Raw genomic sequence first — 19,653 nt, forward strand, 5'->3', positions numbered from 1 at the left:
ACTTTGGCTGACGAACACTCTAGAAAAAGTTTTATCGCCTTGAATCAGACAATACCAATATCTAGCACCGATGTTATAAGATGCTGATAAATCACAATTATATTGCTTGCCACTTTTAAAGACAGCAAGAGAATAATTAGTTTTACTTCGCTTAACCCTACCACTTCCATCGAAGGCATAAGCACTGGTGTATTTGGGATTGATAGCTTGAACTTGTCCCCCTAATTCAGAGTATAGTACATAAATACTAAATAAAGGATAAAGGCAGCGATCGCGTTCCTGAACGTTGCTGAACTAATCGGTTCAGTTTAGCTGTTTGAGGAATTCGCCAACGGTATCCGTTAGTTGCGACAACGCTCTTAACCCACGCAACGCACTAGCTTCTAAATCACCTCTTTGTTCTCACCGTCAAAACCTGTGGTGGTGTAGAATCTGGAGGATACAAAAAGTCTATCTGTACTTGTCGCTTTTCACTCGCCAACATCTTCAGTGTCACTAATGGTTCGCCCCTTTGTCCTCGACGCTGTACCAAATGCACATAGCGCGTCTTTTCCACGCCATTATCATCGATGTAACGCACCCGCACTATAGATTTTGAGATGAAACTCTAATTGCCGGCTTACCATCTAGCAAAGTTAGGGTCAGACAACACTTTCCGATTAAGTCAGAATTCCAACAGTAGATTGGAACTCCTCCGTAACAGCAAGAAAACTCTTTAACCGTTTGTGGTAAGTCTTGAAAAGTAATATTTGTTTGAACTGAATTCACTGCCGAAAGAGCTTCTGCTAGTATAAATATTGAACCGATTTCACCTAATCTTCTGTTTTCTAGCGAAATAGTATTGCCAAATGCAAGTTGATCTAGTTCCAATTGTGTAATCTGTAATCCTATAAGTTTCATCCCTTTCTGAACTTCGCTTGTTTCCAGACCTTTTTTTAATTGTGTTAACTTAGATACAGTAGGCATAGTTTTTAAACCTGTAATAATAAAAGATTAGGTTTATAGGTTTGTATGATTTTCAAAAGCATGGGTTTACATCTGTCATTGTGCAAATAATTTTGGCTCTTAGTAACTTTTAGCAATTATGAAGAATTACGCAGTTTAATGCAGGAAGCAGTTCGTGCAAGCCTTGCCGAAAGACTAGGCAAAATAGTTTTAAACTTGATTCCCTATGTTCGTGAAACTGGTAACAAAGGCTAAAATCAACTTCAAGACAGGATTGTAATGCAGATGTTCTATAACCTTTGCATCGCAAGAATCTATAGAGTTTTTTTCTTTCTTCCTTCTCCCTTTAGCAGCCCGTTATTGATCACCAAAATCTGATAAAAACCATGATTTTGCTGGTAATTTCATCAACTTTTGAAATAATGCTTGTTTACTTACCGACATTGGTTCTACAAACAATAACGCTTCAGTTGCTAACAACTTAGTGCTTCGTTCAACTCAGACGTTAACTGAGCAGACTTAATACCACTGCCATCATCAGTGGTAATGTGAAAATAATTTGCTCTCTTAACTTTTCTTTGTCTTTCTTGATGAAAATTGCGGTGGCTCCAAACTTGATAGTTTTAGAGGAAGTTTGAAAAATCCTATTGTCGGTATCAAAGGTCTGGATTCCCTGTTTTTTGGCGCGAAAAGTAGCCATTTTGACAACTCATTGTCTTGCTATCTTTGCTCCTCAACTTTATGTCTAGCGCTTTCTTTTTGCTAAGTTGACATCAATGAAAGCTACTAAGGATTCTACTAGGGCTTGAGCGTTCAAATTTTTTATTAGCAACAGGACAGCTAAAAATTTAAGGAAATCCTAAACCACTACTAACTTTAGATGGAGATGAATATGTTTAATAGCTCACCAATGAGATAGCTTTTGGCTTTAGATTTGTACTATTGTTGTGAGACGAACGACCAAAGAATTTACTTAGGGCAGTTATTTCGTGCATTAATTCCTTAAATCCTTCCAATGTAAGTGATTGGGGCCCATCAGAAAGTGCTTTAGCTGGATTGGGGTGAACTTCAATCATCAAGGAATCTGCGCCAGCAGCTATTGATGCCATTGTCATAGTTGGCACAAATTCGGACTTACCTGTGGCATGACTAGGATCAATCATGATAGGTAAGTGGGTTAGAGTTCGCAAAACTGGAATTGCAGATATATCAAGCGTGTTTCTTGTAAACTGTCGGTCAAAAGTACGAATTCCTCGCTCACATAGTATAACGTTTGGATTACCTCCGGCTAAAATATACTCTGCTGACATCAACCAATCTTCGATAGTGGCTGACAGTCCCCGCTTCAGTAGCACTGGCTTAGTGGTAGCTCCTAGTTTTTTGAGAAGTGAAAAATTCTGCATATTTCGGGCCCCAATTTGCAACACATCTGCTACTTCGATGAGCTTGTCTAAGTCATCTGTGTCCATGATTTCTGTAATGATTCCTAAACCTGTAGCTTCTTTAGCTTTTGCTAACAAAGCTAGAGCGCTCTCACCGTGACCTTGGAAAGCATAAGGTGATGTACGGGGTTTATATGCTCCACCACGTAAAAATTGTACACCGCATTCTTTCACCGCTTGGGCTGTCTCGACGATCATTTCTTCGTTTTCTACCGAGCAAGGGCCTGCAACTACAACTACAGGATGGTTTTGCCCAAAAGTTATAGGCCCATTAGGTGTTGGTACTACAACCTCACTATGTTCTCCGTAACGAAATTCTAAAGAAGCTCGTTTGAAAGGCTTTTTAATCCTAATTACTTGCTCTATAAAAGGGTTCAAATTTTGAATCTGGCGTGGATCAAGTTCTGAGGTATCTCCCACCAAACCGATTACTACTTTATGATGCCCTACACAGATTTCTGGTGTAAGTTTATGGCGACGAATTTCTTCATTTACTTGTTCTATTTCCGCAGATGGGGTGAAGGGTTTCATTACAATAATCACAAGTTTATCTACTCCTTAAATAGTGCAAAAATTGATAATTTTTAGCGAAAAAGTTGATCCAGGTTCGCTGATTTATTGTTAAATACTAATCAGTTAAATATTGTAGGTTTATGCAACTAGAGAAGAATTATTTTTAGGTCAGGTTCTAGGTCTAGCGTACCAAAAGTTCCCTTCCCTTATAGTCATAAACATTGTCATAAGGGAAAAGGAATGAGATAGTCTAACCTTGACAGAGCTAACCTTAACTTTTACGTTTTTAAGGTTTTGAGATGTTTGCTATACCATGTCAAAGTGTGCCGGATAGCTTCACGTAAAGGGGTAGCATGGTTGCCAAATGCTTGAACGTATTTATCATGATTTACAACAAATGGCTCATCAAACTCATACATCATCTCGACGGTTTCACGAGCTTCTGGAATAAAAATCCCGCCTAGTCGCATCATGAACTTACCCATTTTACTGATTTTTGGTGGGTGTCCAGCTTCCTCAAAAGCTATGTTAATAAATTGTCGAGTAGTGATAGTCTCAGCATTAGGTACGTGCCAAATTTGACCAAATGCTTTATCCTGTTCTCCTAATACCACCAATGCCTTGCCAAAGTCATCGATAAAAGTATAAGTATGAGGGAGGTCAATTTCACCGATCGCTGATGCAGGCTTCCCAGTCAGTACAGAGGGAAAAATGCGATCGCCCATTACAGAATCAAGTACTAGTGGCCCATAGAAGTCCGATGCTCGACCAATAGCAACTCTTACAATACCTCTACGGTGTGCATCCAAAAGCGCCTCTGCCATCTGCCCACGGACGCGCCCTTTGCGGGTGGTTGCAGCATTCGGCATATCTTCTTGCAACGCACCATTGACAGGGCCATACATATAGAGATTATCTCCCACAACGAGCTTTGCGCCACTGGCGGCTACCCCTTCGACAATGCTAGCTTGCAATGAGGGAAAAAACTCTGGCCATTGGGTGTAGGCTGGTTGCGCGCATTGGTAAACGACTGTCGCCCCAGTAGTAACCGCTCGTGTATTTTCGGAATTAGAAGCATCGCTGGCGATGATTTCCACATTAGAGGGTATGTCTGCTTTACCACTGCGGTTAATCATACGCACCCGTTTGTTCCGAGCTAGCAGTTCGCGCATGACGGCTTGTGCTAGGGGGCCAGTACCAAAAATTACATGGAGTTCTTCTGTTGTGTTCATCGGTTGATTTTGATATCAAAAAAATTATTTTTTCGGAAAATAATGTAGGATTTCATTTAAGCTTGGACATTTTTGTGTCTTAATAAGGTCACACCTGCGGCTAAAAACCAGAGTTGGAGCATAGTTACTGACACGCTGATAAATGCCCCCAAATCCACCCCAAATAGTTCTAATAATTGAGTTGCCAGAAACAGAGCAGCGACGATCCCAAATATTCCTAACCAACGTGGTAGTATTCTTGAACGTAATAAGTAAATTGAGATGATTACTAACCACAGTACGGTAAATAGGCTAACACCTAATACTTCACCGACCGAGCCAGCGTAGTCATTGAGGGTTTTATAGACAACAGCGATCGCTTCACGAGTTTGTGCAGAGATTGAAGGATCAGCATAAACTTGCGCTAAAGCTGGCATTGCTACTAGCCAGCGAATAATGCCCAGGCAACGAGTGACAGTAGATGCAATTCCAAAACCTGTTGCCACTTGGAGCCATATAGAGTTGGTTTCCCCATTGCTAATGACACGAGCAGTTAATAAGGCCACTACCCAAAAAAGTAGTGAATAAAGAAGATAGATCAGATAACCAATTCTGACTGGTTCAGCTTTTTCAATTAGTAATGGCAGCATTATACTAGCCGGTTCACCAAGACTAGCTGGCCAATTAATTGCTGCACCAAGAATAAAAACCGGCACAAACAGCAGTAGACTTTCAACAATTAATACCAGACCAGCAGTTCGGTAAAGTGCTTTGATAGACATAAAGGAATTTATTTTTGACATGATTACATGAGATAAGGAACACCTGATTAGGTAGTAGAGACGTTGCAATACAATGTCTCTACTTGGAACAATTGGGATAATTTTGATAACTAAAATTAATTATGGGTAATTGTCAGTTCTGTAGTTTCTTGCACTGGGACACAGCAACCAAAACTCCAAACATAAATATTCCCCAAGAAAAAGAAGCTTCTGGAACTGCTTTCAGCGCAACTGCGCGAATTTGCATCGGGTATGGCAGAAGTATCATATCGTATCCATTCCCGCTTGCAAAATTAATATCCAGTTCTCCAAAGTTCTCGTTAACTATCTGCACTCCACCACCAGCAGCATTAACATCATTTAAAAAAGCTGTGGCTAAACCTGCCAGCAATGGATCTAAGTCAGATGCTTTTTTTGCTGCAATTGGGTCGGTAAAACTACTTTCAAAATCATCATCAAATGATGGTGTAGAACCATAATCGACAATTGAATAAAAATCAGAATATCCAAAGTCGACTATTTTATTATTGCCACTGTAGAGTGCTATTTCAACATCATTTGGATTAGCTTTATAAATTCTTTCCTCAAGCGGTGTATTAGGATTAGCGTACCAATCTTGACCGAATATATCTGCACCTAAATTCCAAGTTTGGTTAAAATCGCGATCGCTCTTTTGACCAAACACAAAGCCAATATCATTGAGTGGGATGCCGTAATTTGTCAGGTATTGACCAAAGGTAGGGAAGCTATTAATGCTAATCAAACTTGTCATTCTGGTAGCGCCGCTAGCAGGTTCTTCCGGACTTCCTTGGCGACCAGTCCCGTAATATGGGGCATTGTTGAAACCTGGGAAATCTCGGCGCGAATTTAGACCGATTTCCTTATGACCGTGATCTGGAGCCGAAGGATCTGGATTATAGAAAGGCACAAAACCTTGATTTTCAGTCGGTGATCCATTTAACCCCAGAAAATTACTAGACGCTATTGGTCGTGATTTAATAAATTGTAGTTGGTTGTAGTCAAAGCTTAAGTTTGCGGCTTGAGCTGGTGCAGTTGCAGATAAGGCTACAAAGGTGGTGAGTCCAATAAGTTTAGACAGTTGATAAGTACGCATATTTAAGGTTTTAACGAAGCTTTCTTGACATTTTCAGCATCATATTATCACTGGTGTGATATTTTGTAGAGATACCGCAATCTAGCTTGAAATAGGTAGTGCGGAAGGTGTACAGACGCGATTAATTGCGTCTGTACTAGAGAATGGGGGAAAGACTGATGGAAAGTTTGCCGCCCTAGTAGGGTTTGTGAAAGTGATTTGTCACTTCTACACCATTACCTACTAAAGATACAACGGCTAGCATCTCTGCCATTAGTTCCAAATAGCGATCGCCAAGTCTGCGAATAGTTGCAGGTAGGTGGAAATTGCGAGAGTATTCGATTTCTAAGTGAACAGTGCCATCGGTAATGGAGAAGAAAAACTCTAATAACGCTGTACGTTTCTGCTCAGGGGAGGACAACCGACTATCTCTATCTTCCTCAATAAACTCAAACAGTTCTAAGGCGGGAGCAGTACGATTTCCTAAGTAGTTAGCTCTGACTGGTGTGAGATTATTATCGGGATAAACATGATGAGGAAGTTGCTCAGAAATCCAATCAAAAGTTACACCATTCATCGGCAACTCGTTAAATTTGGCTTGGATTTCCTTGGTGGTTTGCTCCCACTTGATGGAACGTCCTACATTAACCCCGACAGGGAAATTCATCGCAAAGTTACCAACACTATTTAAAAACGTGTGCGTGCTATCTAGATTTCTGCCGTGGCTGCGATGGCTAACGACTACCCAATGTTGTCCACTCCACTCAGCCATCAACTGATACAAGGTAGAAAGTAGCAACGTGTAGACATTACATTTGTAATACTGTTTAGCTTCACGTAAGAGAATGTTACTACTGTTTTTGGACAGGGTAAATTTTTCGCTGGCGGCGGAAGCCTCTAAATTAGAACCTTTTTGATGATCAAAGGGAACTTGGAAGGTATATTCTTGAGAAGGAAATTGAGATTTCCAATAATCTACATGACTTCTCAAAGCTCCTTGTTGTTCCGCCTGCATCAGTACACGCACATAGTCTATATAAGAAGGTGTCGGAGTGAGAGGCTGAGAACTCTGAGTTCTGTTCCCCAGCAATTCGCTGTAGGTCAACCATAAAAGATTAAAAATCACCCCAGTACTCAGCAAATCACCGATGATATGATGCCCAACCAGCGAGATATCGTAGCAGGATTCATTCACCTTGATCGCGATTACTTTCATCAGCGGCCATTGGTCGATTTGAAACTGTTGAGCTATTTCTTGTATCCGGTTGTGGATTTCACTGTCTCGCTGTGCAGATGTAAGATGACTACCATCGTAGAATTCAGCACTCAACTTTTGCTCTGGGGAAATTAACTGTTGCCACCATTGTTGATCTCTTTGTACAAACACAGTCCGTAGAGCAGGATGAGTTTCCAGTACAACATTGAGAGCTTGGTTAAATATCTGTGCGTCTAATGGTTGATGGAAAAGAAAACGCGTGTACCCATTCCATTGATATGGAGCCTCAAAGTATTTCACTAACCAACGTTGAGCAGGGCCTAGAGGTAAGTATTCCTGGGATACTGTTGGCTTTTCTTGGGTGATAGCTGCCAAAATAGCCTTGCGGTCTAGCTTACCATTGTGGGTTTTAGGTAGACTGGCTAGCCATTCCCATCGGTGAGGAATCATGTAATCAGGCAAGCGTTGAGCCAGAAATTCCTTAATATGTTGATTGTCTACTTGAGAACCAGCCAAGCAAGCTATTAACCGTTTTTGACCATTTTCGTAATCTAGAGCTAAAACGGCAGCTTCATTAATTGCGGGATGGCTATTGAGAACACTTTCGATTTCACCCAGTTCTACACGGAAACCACGTATTTTAATTTGGTGGTCAATGCGTCCATGATACTCGAAACTGCCATCGGGCAATTCCATAGCTAAATCGCCGGTTTTGTATAAATATTCCCCTGGGACGTGAGAAAAGGGATTCAGGCGGAATGCGTCTGCTGTGCGTTGTGGATCTTTGAGATAACCTTTAGCCAATTGCACACCGCCAATCCAGAGTTCTCCCATTTTTCCTGGGGCTAATGGCTGCATCTGTTCATCCAAAATTAATATATACACATTATCTATAGCTTTACCTATAGGAATGCAGATTTCTTGCCCGCCTGGACGTTGACGAATAATGTGTGCGGTGACATCGATAGAAGCTTCAGTAGGGCCATAAAGATTGGCTAAACCAACACTCATACCATACTTATCAATCCAACGTTGTACAAAAGGTACAGGTAAAGCTTCGCCACTAAAGACTAACCAACGCAAATCGGGAAAAGTCCATGATTCTGATTCTAAAGCGTTACAAAATTCTCCAAATAGGGAAGGAACAAAGTGCATGACATTGATTTGGTTGTCTTTAATCCACTGTGCTAAGAGCCAAGGATTTTTGACTGTTTCTGTTTCCACAGAATAAACAGTAGCTCCCACCATCAAAGGCCAGAATATTTCCCATACTGATATATCAAAACAGCAAGATGTTTTTTGGGCAACGCGATCGCCATAACGCAATTGAAAAGCATTCTGCATCCAAACCAGGCGATTCATGTAACCCCGATGGTTGAGCATCACTCCTTTAGGTTTACCTGTAGAACCAGAGGTGTACAGTACTGTCATCAAGTCATCAGGAGTATTAACATTGGCAGGAGCTATGTCTGAACAACGCGCCCAAGTCTTTTTGTTTAACTGTGTCCAAGCTTTACCTTGCTCAAAAATACCCTCATCTAAGAACATCAAAGTATTTAACGGTAACTGCTCAGCCAGGCATTCTGCTAACTTGTTTGTCAAGCGATTTTCTGTTAGTAAAATTCCGATTTCAGCGTGTTCTAGTATGTACTTAATCCGTTCATGAGGATATATAGGATCTAAAGGAACGTAAGTTCCGCCTGCTTTGAGAATACCGAGAATCCCCACAAACATCAAAGGCCCGCGTCGTGTCATGATCCCCACAAACACGCCTGGTTGAACTCCCTGAGCCTGCAAATAATTAGCCACCTGATTGGAAAGACGGTTCAACTCTGCGTAGGTAATTTGAGTTTCCCCATCCGTCACCGCGATGGCATTGGGAGTACGCTTGGCTTGCTCGATAATTTCCCAGTAAGGAATTTCTTGGGGTTGTTGATTGTTGAGAACTGATTGGTTGTGTAAAGAAGATGATTGTTTCTTTCCAAGTAGCACAGCCATTTCTTGGAGGCTGCGACAAGAAAGCAAGGCTTGACGATTTACTTTGCCTAACCGTTTTTCTAGCCTCGTAACAATGCGGATGAGTTCTAAAGAATCCATTCCCAATTCTGCTTCCAAATCCTTAGCCATATCATTGTCAGTAATCTGGGAATGGCAGATTTCTGTGGCGATTTCTTGCAGAAGCTGGGTGATATTTACATCTGTGTGTGTCTTGGAGAGTGGCTGCGTTAGTTGCTGAGATGGGATTTTTAGTGCAGCTAATTCTTTGATTTGGGTAATGTATTCCTGCATCAATTCATCGATGACAGACTCAGGGAAAAAGTTACTGTCGTAGCTAGCGAACAAATGTAAACTGTCGTCAAATATTTCTTGCAATATATCAATTGTTCCCGCCGCATTAATACCACCTGCGCGATAATCGATGACATCTATGGGGCCATATTTGTTTTTAATATTAGTCTGTCCTGTAAATGGACAGTATAAATTTGATTTCAGTATGCGGCGATACATAGGTAACATCCGCTCCGGGATTTTGCCATCTTCTAAAACAATATTGTCTCGGAAAGCGATCGCCATTTGACGAGTTTGGGCGCGGTCATAACCATTAACTAACCCTTGTTGGATTTCCTGATGAACGCGGTTTAACAGCCGTTGCCAATCTTCATTCGGTGCTGGTAAGTCTAGGCTAATGGACAAATTCTGAGCAAAACTACCCACCACATCAGAAGCATCTATGCCTGGATAAACCCGCCCACTGGTGGGAACTTGAACCATAATCGGTTCGTTTTTAGACTTCTCAAACTTGGCAACAGCCCGCACAAACGCACCTACTAGGAGAGAGTTCAGTGGTAATCGCCATTCACGAGTTTGGGCAATTAGTTGATTAGTAATGGCCTTTCCTAAAGAAAATCTTCGGTTATGGAATTTTGGACACAGGGATGTGATGGCATTTCCTGTAGGGTTCCACAAGTAAGAATCTTTGCCCCGCCGATTTACATACTCGACCAGCGCTTTGTCTTCTTCTGGGTCTTGCCAGGCATTAATTGATTGCACCAATTCGCTGTAATCTTGAACGGTTGTAGGTGGCTGTAAATTAGGTTGTTCATTGCAAATATGGGCCCGGTAAATTTCCATAAATTCGCGTAAGATGACATGACAGCCCAGGGCATCAGAAATGAGATGCTCGTTGGCTAACACCAATTGATAGACTGAATCTTCCAGCCGAAAAACAAAAAATCGATGTAGGGGCCACTCTGTCATTTGCCATTCATAATTGAGGCAGCGATGCAATTCATCATTAATTAATTGTTCTTGAGCCTCACTATGAAGATGTCTGATATCAGTAACGGGTATATCAGGAGGAGTGGGGTTTTCCATAACTACCATTTCGTAATCCTTGAATCTGGTAGTATCGGGAGGAATGATAAAGCGCGATCGCAACATAGGATGACGAGCCAGTAAGTCTTTCCAAGACTGCCAAGCAACGTTTGAATCAAAATAACCTCGTAAACGGAGAGTAGAAAATAAGCTAATTGAGTTTACTACCCAATGACCGAGTAAATGAAAATACTGTCCAGAAAGAATCTCAACTTTCTCTGTTTTCTGCTCTTCTTGATTGATAATATTTGCAGTTGGGGAAGAATCAGAATTATCTATTTGGGAAACTAAGCATTTATCAGCTATTTGCACGACATCGCCCAAAGTTTGCAATTGCATCAAATTTTGCAAAGGCAACGTTTCCATAAATTTGGGTTGTATTTCTTGGGGAATTAGTGCAACTAATCCATTCAATAATTCCATCATTTTGATGGAATCTAATCCTAAGTTACCCTCCAAAAACATATCTCGTTCTAATTCTTCGGCATCATGTCCAGTAATTTTGGCAACTAGGGAGAAAATAGGCAATTCTAAGCTCTTAATACTCATTGCATCCTCTAAAAAAAATAATGTTCGCAATAAAAAATTCCAAAATCTTACTTAATTAAGTAAGTATTGTTTTTAAGTCTAGTTATTCATACAAAACTAAATTTGAATGGATAAGAATTACGAGAAAAATTAATCTTCGCTCTTGTTATGTTACTTATCGCCTTTATCTGGGCTATTTATGCAAAAAGTTAGGAGCAATAAAACAAAGAGTTAGCTTTCTTTGTCTATTGCTTCCTAACTAATTTTGAAAGTTTTATTGCTCTGTGGGTGTTATACCGTTTCTTTGTGAAGGTGCATCTATTTACCCCCCGGCTACGCCGTTCCCCCTTGGTAAGGCTACGGTGTATACACCTGACTTTTCACGGCATCTGGAAAACCTCATTTCTATTTCTCTCTCCTTTTAGGCTACGGTGTACACACAAGTCTGAAGTTGTTCAAGAATCTGGGTTTTACCCCACCTTAACCACTGCTTGAATTCAATAAACGACTACCCGAATTCAATAAACGACTACCCGAATTCAATAAACAACCGCCCGAATTCAATAAACGACCGCCCGAATTCAATAAACGACTACCCGAATTCAATAAACAACCGCCCGAATTCAATAAACGACCACCTGAATTCAATAAACGACTACCCGAATTCAATAAACGACCACCCGAATTCAATAAACATTCTGCCACTGACTACAGACCTTTGACGAAACTTTACCCACAAGGGGGTAGAGTTTTTTATACTAATAACTTCAGCCTATTTACTAAATCTCTGCAAATCCTGAGCCAGCTTGATGTAACTTGACTGGCGTTGACTGTCTGTGAGTGGAGATGATTGTTCCATTCGCAACAGTCGAGTTTGGGCTACTGCTACCGGATGCCTTGGCTGTTGGCTATTGTCCACAATCTTCAAGTCCTCAGCCAGCTTGGCGTAGCTTGACTGGCGTTGACTGTCTGTGAGTGGGGATGGTTGTTCCATTGGCACTAGTCGTTGCTGTTGGCTATTGTCCACAATCTTCAAGTCCTGAGTCAACTTAGCGTAACTTGACTGGCGTTGGCTATCGGTGAGTGGAGATAGTTGTTCCATTGGCAACAGTCGAGTTTGGGCTACTGTTACTGGATGGGTTTCCAAAACTTTGGCATTTGACTGATGCTGATTGTCTAGGCGTGGTGGTAATAATTCAGCCGCAGGTATGGAGGTTGCTTGATTTTCCTGAGAGCTATCAACTAATGATACTCTGTAGGTTTTACGCTCGAAAGGATAAGTAGGCAGCAGCACCCGACGTAGACCTTGAGGAAATAAGGGTATGCTATTAAACCTCACCCCGGCTACATAAGACCTGGCCAGACTTGTCAACACACGTCCCACCACTGGTTGTCCTTTATCTAGATATATCCAGACTCCCAGTTCATCCAAACTTGCTAATTTTTCTTTGAGAGTTAATGAATCTCCTAAGTGTAAATAAACACTTTCTTTGGAGATGACATCTTGACACACGTCTACATTTAACTGTTCAGATACTTGCACCAGGGCTACCAGTTGAGCCGTGGAAATTATGTCAGAATGGCTGAAAATTCCTTGTGAAGTAACTAATGGGCAAGTCCAGGTTGATGCTGACTGTTCTTTTGCGGACACATCATGAGCAATCAGACCTTTTTGTCCTTCTATTTGTAGGAGCAAAGCGATCGCTTGCTCTAGTGTCAACATTCCCCGCAGCGTAGCTCCTACTAGGATACTGGTTTTTTCTACTAATAAACTAGTGGGTTGTAATTCCAAAGACATCAACAAGCGTCCCCAAGCGTACTGCACCGCAAATATATGTGCCTGTTCGCTCATCTCATTTAATCCGGCACGCACGCTATTGTAAGCTACTTGGAATTGGGGGAAACGTTTACCTAGAGTTTCTACTTCTGCGGGAGCGATCGCACTAGTTCCATCTAATACCAAGTGAAACGGTGTTGTGCGCTGGGGGTTAGCTCGACCTGTATATATCTCTGCTGGTGTTTGTGCCGAACAGATAGTGTCTAAGTAATTGAGCAGATGTTGACGGTCATTGACTACTAAAGCCGCCTTGTAAGGTAATTCCTTCTGGGCATTATTCTGAGTAAAGCAGATTTGAGAAGATTCTTGTTCAGGATGATGAATGATGTGTTCGCGTAGTTGTCTAGCTACTTCTTGAAGTGCTTGTTGATTGCGTGCAGTCAGACATAACAAATCAGGAGATGAACTTGTGACCTGGGACTGTAAATTAGCTGCTACTGGGGATTCCTCAAGAATAACGTGACAATTCGTGCCACCAAATCCAAATCCATTCACACCTGCACGTAATGGGTTGCCATTTGGCGACCAGGGTATACTCTTACCCGCCACAGCAAAAGGTGTGTCCGCAAAATTGATATGGGGATTAGGCTCCTCAAAACCTACAGTTTGGGGAATTTTGCCGTTCTGCATCGCCAGTACCACTTTGATCAGGCTGACAATACCGGAAGCAGACAGCAAATGACCAATTGAGGATTTAACTGAACCAATGGTACAAAATCCCTTTTCATCAGTAAAGCTACGGAAAGCTTTTGTCATCCCTTCTACTTCGACTGGATCGCCCAGGAGAGTACCTGTACCGTGGGTTTCAATGTAGGAGACAGTCCGGGGGTCTACGCCACAACTGTTGTAAGCTTGGCGGATAGCTTCTGCTTGACCTTTGGGATTGGGAGCAGTTATTCCCTGGGAGTGACCATCATTATTGACTGCGGAACCTTTAATCACAGCATGAATCAAGTCACCATCTGCCAAAGCCTGTTTGAGAGGTTTGATAACTAATACGCCTGCACCTTCTCCTAAAACGATGCCATTAGCACGGCGGTCAAAGGGATAGCAGGTTCCACTCAAAGAAAGAGCTTGTGCCTTACGTAAAAAAGTAAAGGGGCTAGGACTGAGATTTAAATTTACCCCACCGACTATTGCCATGCCAGTTTGACCAGAACGCAGGCTTTCGCAAGCAATATGTAATGCCACCAGAGAAGAAGAACAAGCAGTGCTAACTGCCATACTTGGCCCCTTGAGGTTCAGGCAATGGCTAACTCGTGCCGCTAATTCGTTGACCTCGTTACCTGCTGCTGACTCAGGGAGAATTTCACTTGGTTGCAGTACTTGTGAGAGTGTCTTGAGCAAATGCTGACGATCTTCAGCAGGAAGCTGATCAAACCAAGAACTCTCTTGCAAACGCTGACGTAATTCCTCGTAATACTGATAATTGGTGAAGTGTTCGATGTAAGTATTTTGTCCACAACCAACAAACACACCGATATTATCTGGGCGATATTTGCCGCCGTAGCCTGCCTGTTGTAAGGCCTGCATAGAAAGCTCTAGGAACAACCTTTGTTGTGGATCCATCGCCGTAGCTTCCTTGGGAGAAATGCCAAAGAACATCGGGTCAAAGTCGAAGGGACTATCTACAAAGCATCCACGTTTGGATATTTTTGCTTGCGGAGAGTTTCCTTTGGCTTCAAAGTAGTGTTGGTTAAACCAACGGTCTTGAGGCACATCTTGAATGACAGAGCGGCCTGCATTGAGTAAATCCCAGTACTGCTCTAAGTTATCAGCTCCTGGTATTTTACAAGCCATGCCGATGATAGCAATGTCTTGTTCGGGAACGTCTTGGTATTTTTCCTGGGTAGCGACATTTGGGGGCGCTGATTTTTCTGCTTCCGGGCTAGATGTTTCTTCTGGAGCGATCACCAAAGGTGGGGCGTAGTCCATCGCGCTCGTACTAGTTTTCACAGAATAACCGTACTTGCTTTGTAAATAATCTACCAGGTCATCTGGTGTTTGATATTCAAACAGTAAAGTCGGAAATAATTCCTCACCCAGAGTTGTCCCTAAATGTTGGACAACTTCTACAGTCCCAACAGAATCTAACCCCATTTCTTGGAAAGTTTTGTGTCCTTCCACCTGTGCTTCCGGAATACGTAAATGTTGCAGTAAAACTTCTCGGACAAGCTGTCGCAGATTGCGAGGTTTAGCTTGTGGTTGGCTTGCGGAGGATTTTGGTGCTATTTCTGGGGTGGCTTGAGCAATTAAGTCAATGATGTGAATTACACCAGAAGCATCCAAAGATAGAGCCTTAATAAAAGCATTAGCAGCTGGCTCTGGTTCCAGAGGATTTAAACCTTTGGATTTTACCATTAATAAAGTTGATGCCCCTAAAAGAGCGCCCATACCGCGATCGCTCCATAGGGAATAATTCAGAGCCAAGGAGCGTCCCTGACCACCATGCTGTGTCCGGTAGACAGCATAACTATCGAGAAAGGTATTGGCTGCGGCATAATCGCCCATGCCGGTTCCCCATTCGGCTTTGGAAGCGGAAACCGAGGACAACAACACAAAATATTTTAGGGGTTCGTTACGGGTAACAGTATCAAGGATGATGGTTCCCTGGACTTTCGGGGCTAAAACTTTGGTGACTGAGGCAGGTTGTTTTTGTAGTAGTTTAAATGTGCTGTGGTCAACTGCACCCGCCGCATGAATGACTCCATCCAGATTACCAAAGCGGGACTTGATGCTCTCAATTAATTGCTTCATCCCCAAGGCATCCGTTACATCCACAGCCTGATACATGACTGTGGCTCCGAGTTGCTCTAATTGCTGAATTGCCTGGATACGTTGCTGGGTAGACGCATCATGACTAGCAGATTGCCATTCTTGTTTGGGGGGGAGTGGATGGCGACCTGTTAGCACCAAATTGATGGGTACTTGTCGAACCAAAGCTAAGGCTATTTCTGTCCCGACAGCACTGGTACCACCAGTAATCAACCAGGTTTCTCCTGCCGACAAAGGTAGAGAATTGTTATCTGTAGGTACATTAATTCTTTCCAGGGTACGACTCAACCGTTGACCATTACGGATAGCAACAATACCTTCACCAGTAGGGGCTACCTTCATTTCCTGGAACAAAATATCGGCTAATTTTTCTGGCAGATAAACATCTTGGTTAAAATCTACGACTTTGGCTTGAATCTGAGGATTTTCTTGTGCCACCACCTGCGCCAGTACACCTGCCATAGATTGATGTACACCGTGTAAGGAATCATTTGGAGATATTGGATAAGCACCTTGAGTTACCACTAAGAAATTGAGGGGAGAGGCTGGGTAATGTTTGACTAGCGCCTGTGTCAAAAACAAAAGACTGTAAACGCGTTCATTGAGCAGGCGGTCATTTTCTAGTAGTTCTTCTGGGGATGTTGCCCACAAACTATAGTTCCACAGATGCACGGCTGCGGTGACTGTAACACCGTCTGCTTTGATATTTTTAATTAGCTGTTCGTAGTCTTCAATGGATGCCGGATTAATAGTGAAGTGTCCTGCTGTTTGGGTGAAACTTTCCCCTGGGGTGACAAAATATGTCGTGTACTTTTTAGAGTCGAACAGCTTTTCTAAATTTTCCCCTACTTGGTGGCGATCGCTAAAGATCAAAATTGCCCCTGAAGGAATATCTTGAGATTGGCTCAACACCTCTGGAGTCCATTGCCAACTATGAAACCAATTCGATGGTACAGCCAAGGGAATTCTTGGCAAAGGTTTGACTTGGGGAATAGCTGAAGTCAAACCTAACCCCCCAGCCCCCTTCCCTTGTAGGGAAGGGGGAGAATTCAAAGCCTCTCTCCTCGTAGGAGAGAGGTTTGGAGAGAGGTTTTCCACCCAGTAGCGTTGGCGTTGAAATGGGTAGGTTGGTAGTGCCAGGCGGCGACGCTGATAACCTTGGTCAAATGCAGTCCAATTGATTTTTATACCCCTGATGTACAACTCACTTAAACTAGCAAGCAATTGTGACCAGTCCGGTTGTCCTTTTTTCAGAGAAGTTAGCCAAGTGCCTGTACCTTCTGGCAAGCATCTTTTACCCATGCCTACTAATGTGGTACTCGGCCCCATTTCTACAAAGATTTCATACCCTTGTTCATGTAGCGTCTTGATGCCGGCATAAAATCTTACTCCTTCTCTGAGATGCTGTCGCCAGTAAGTTGCATTGGGAATTTCTTGGTATTTAAGTATTTGTCCAGTCAAATTCGAGATTAGGGGAATACGCGGCGCTTGAAACTGCACCGAGCTAGCTATCTGCTCAAAGGGATCGAGAATACTAGCCATTAAAGGGGAGTGGAAAGCGTGAGAAACCTGCAATGCTTGGGCGTTAATTCCTTGAGTTGCTAATTCTTTCAGCACGGCTTGGACAGCTTCTCTGGCTCCCGAAATAACGATATTTTCTGGGCCATTAATCCCGGCAATTGCCACTTGCCCTGTGTAAGCAGCTAGAATGCCGTTCATCCGTGCTTCATTGGTGAACACTGCCGCCATCATGCCATTTTGGGGTAGAGATTGAATTAAGCGCCCCCGCTCGGCGATTAATTTCAGCCCATCTTCCAAGCTGAACACTCCAGCAACGCAAGCGGCTACATATTCACCCACACTGTGACCCATAACGGCATCTGGTACAATTCCCCAAGATTTCCACATTTGGGCGAGTGAGTACTCTAAAGCAAACAGTGCTGGTTGAGTATATGCTGTTTCATTCAAGGGGGAAACAACATCAGATGTAGGGTAAAGTACTGACAACAAAGGTTGCTGAAGATAGGGACGCAGAATTTTGTCGCATCGGTCTAAAGTCTTACGGAACGTCGGCTGGGTTTCGTAAAGTTGCCGTCCCATTTCCACATACTGAGAACCTTGCCCTGTAAACATGAACACAACTTTGTCACGCTTCTTCTGTGCTTGACCACTGACTAACGTGCTGGTCTGGTTTTGGCTAGCGAAAGCTGTTAGTTGTTCGCGCAAGCCTGTGTTAGATGCAGCGACAACAGCAAGACGGTGTTCAAAATGCGATCGCCCGGTGTTGGCTGTAAAACAAATATCTGCTAAAGATGTTTCTGGATGGGATGTTAAAAAAGATTCATAGCGGCTAGCCATTGCTAGTAGTGCGGCCTCAGTTTTGGCCGATAAACTCAGCAGGTGGAGTGGACGCTCAGTTTTCGGCGGCTCTAATTTCAATTTTGGTGCTTCTTCGATAATCAGATGGGCATTAGTGCCACTCATACCAAAGGAACTAACCCCAGCCAAGCGTTTCCCGTTGACTGCCGGCCATGGAGTTGGCTTAGTTGGCACAGCAACCGCAAGTTTGTCCCAAGGAATATGAGGGCTGGGCTGTTGTAAATGCAGATGTGGCGGTATCTCTGCGTTTTGTAAAGCCAGCACCACTTTCATTAAACTGGCAACTCCCGCAGCTGATTCTAAATGACCCAACTGAGTTTTTACGGAACCAATCAGCAAAGGTTGCTCTGGAGAACGTCCTTGACACAACACTGAGCCTAAAGCTCTCACTTCAATGGGATCTCCCAAAGATGTGCCTGTACCGTGGGTTTCTACATAACTAATTTGTTCTGGTGCTACCTTAGCGTTGGTGAGTGCCTGATTAATCAATTTCTCTTGAGCTAGCCCATTCGGTACTGTCAGACCACTGCTAGCACCGTCGTGATTAACTGCCGAGCCTCGCACCACAGCCAAGATATTATCATTGTTAGCGATCGCATCTGATAAACGCTTGAGTACGACTATGCCGCAGCCTTCTCCACGTACATAACCATCGGCTTTGGCATCAAAGGTCTTACAACGACCATCTGGAGCCAGCGCCCTCATTCTGCTCAGACCAATGGAGGCTTCCGGTGCTAATATCAAATTGACTCCACCAGCTAAAGCCATATTGCACTCACCTGAACGCAAGCTCTGACACGCCAGGTGAACTGCTAGCAACGAAGAAGAACAAGCCGTGTCTAACTGCATCACAGGGCCTTGCAAGCCGAGGACATAAGCTAGGCGACCGATGGCAATACTCCGAGCATTTCCTAAACTGCTGTAAGCATCAATGCGGTTATGATCGCCGGAATATAGGTTAAATCGGGAATAATCTTCCATAAAGAGTCCCATAAAGACTCCCGTCTGGCTGCCGTTTAATTCCTCTGGGGATTGTCCGGCGTTTTCGATGGCTTCCCAGCCTACTTCCAAAAGTAGCCGATGTTGGGGATCCATGCTGGCTGCTTCTAGAGGGGAAAGTCCAAAGAAATGAGGATCAAATTGATCTACCTGTTTAATAAAGCCACCATAGCGGGTGTAAATTTTCCCTAGAGTGTTGGGATTTGCATTGTAATACTCATCTACGTCCCATCTGTCAGCCGGAACTTCAGTGATAGTGTCTACCCCATTGTGGAGTAATTCCCAGAATTTCTCAGGGTAGTCGGCTCCCCCAGGAAAGCGACAGTTCATCCCAATAATAGCGATTGGTTCTGTCTTGGCGTTCTCCACTGCGTCCAACTTGGCACGCATTTCTTTTAAGGCTAAAACTGAACGTTGTAATGGAGATAATTGGTTGATGTCTGAAGTGTTACTCATTTTAAGAAATTGCGTAATTAATAGACAAAGAAATTGAGTCTGAAGCCAGACTCATTTAGCTGTGTAAGTAAATAAATAAATGTCTTTTGTAGACTTATCGGA

Annotated in this window: 8 protein-coding genes and 1 pseudogene; all 9 read right to left on the reverse strand. The window is 43.0% G+C overall.

Annotation, left to right across the window (positions count from 1 at the left end):
* Positions 1 to 388: 388 nt before the first annotated feature.
* Positions 389 to 586, reverse strand: a pseudogene (locus tag GNF10_RS05145) (DUF3370 family protein); the annotation flags it as partial.
* On the reverse strand, positions 586 to 966 hold the full coding sequence (locus GNF10_RS05150) for a hypothetical protein (protein WP_185584170.1): 381 nt from the start codon (positions 964 to 966) through the stop codon (positions 586 to 588). The pseudogene GNF10_RS05145 and the gene GNF10_RS05150, both read right to left, overlap by 1 nt.
* 484 nt (positions 967 to 1,450) lie before the next feature.
* Positions 1,451 to 1,645: a hypothetical protein gene (locus tag GNF10_RS05155; protein ID WP_185584172.1), complete on the reverse strand. Its 195-nt coding sequence runs from the start codon at positions 1,643 to 1,645 to the stop codon at positions 1,451 to 1,453.
* 196 nt (positions 1,646 to 1,841) lie between these two features.
* On the reverse strand, positions 1,842 to 2,930 hold the full coding sequence (gene aroF / locus GNF10_RS05160; RefSeq protein ID WP_185584174.1) for a 3-deoxy-7-phosphoheptulonate synthase: 1,089 nt from the start codon (positions 2,928 to 2,930) through the stop codon (positions 1,842 to 1,844).
* A 248-nt stretch (positions 2,931 to 3,178) separates the two neighbouring features.
* Positions 3,179 to 4,132, reverse strand: a complete 954-nt coding sequence (locus GNF10_RS05165; protein WP_185584176.1) for an SDR family oxidoreductase — start codon at positions 4,130 to 4,132, stop codon at positions 3,179 to 3,181.
* A gap of 56 nt (positions 4,133 to 4,188) precedes the next feature.
* Positions 4,189 to 4,893 (reverse strand): DUF4386 family protein, encoded by a 705-nt coding sequence (locus GNF10_RS05170; RefSeq protein WP_185584177.1) that lies wholly within the window; start codon positions 4,891 to 4,893, stop codon positions 4,189 to 4,191.
* Positions 4,894 to 5,026: 133 nt separating this feature from the next.
* Entirely contained in the window at positions 5,027 to 6,007 is a 981-nt protein-coding gene (locus GNF10_RS05175) for a hypothetical protein (RefSeq protein WP_185584179.1), read from the reverse strand.
* 175 nt (positions 6,008 to 6,182) lie between these two features.
* Entirely contained in the window at positions 6,183 to 11,126 is a 4,944-nt protein-coding gene (locus GNF10_RS05180) for a non-ribosomal peptide synthetase (protein WP_185584181.1), read from the reverse strand.
* 751 nt (positions 11,127 to 11,877) lie between these two features.
* Complete coding sequence (locus GNF10_RS05185) at positions 11,878 to 19,551, reverse strand: type I polyketide synthase (RefSeq protein WP_185584183.1); 7,674 nt, start codon at positions 19,549 to 19,551, stop codon at positions 11,878 to 11,880.
* Between the last annotated feature and the right edge of the window lie 102 nt (positions 19,552 to 19,653).

Source organism: Nostoc sp. UCD121, assembly GCF_014222285.1.
Classification (GTDB): domain Bacteria; phylum Cyanobacteriota; class Cyanobacteriia; order Cyanobacteriales; family Nostocaceae; genus Nostoc.

Coding starts and splice junctions, on each gene's coding strand:
- GNF10_RS05150 (WP_185584170.1), bottom strand. CDS start 966: ATGCCTACTGTATCTAAGTTAACACAATTAAAAAAAGGTCTGGAAACA.
- GNF10_RS05155 (WP_185584172.1), bottom strand. CDS start 1,645: ATGGCTACTTTTCGCGCCAAAAAACAGGGAATCCAGACCTTTGATACC.
- GNF10_RS05165 (WP_185584176.1), bottom strand. CDS start 4,132: ATGAACACAACAGAAGAACTCCATGTAATTTTTGGTACTGGCCCCCTA.
- GNF10_RS05170 (WP_185584177.1), bottom strand. CDS start 4,893: ATGTCTATCAAAGCACTTTACCGAACTGCTGGTCTGGTATTAATTGTT.
- GNF10_RS05175 (WP_185584179.1), bottom strand. CDS start 6,007: ATGCGTACTTATCAACTGTCTAAACTTATTGGACTCACCACCTTTGTA.
- GNF10_RS05180 (WP_185584181.1), bottom strand. CDS start 11,126: ATGAGTATTAAGAGCTTAGAATTGCCTATTTTCTCCCTAGTTGCCAAA.
- GNF10_RS05185 (WP_185584183.1), bottom strand. CDS start 19,551: ATGAGTAACACTTCAGACATCAACCAATTATCTCCATTACAACGTTCA.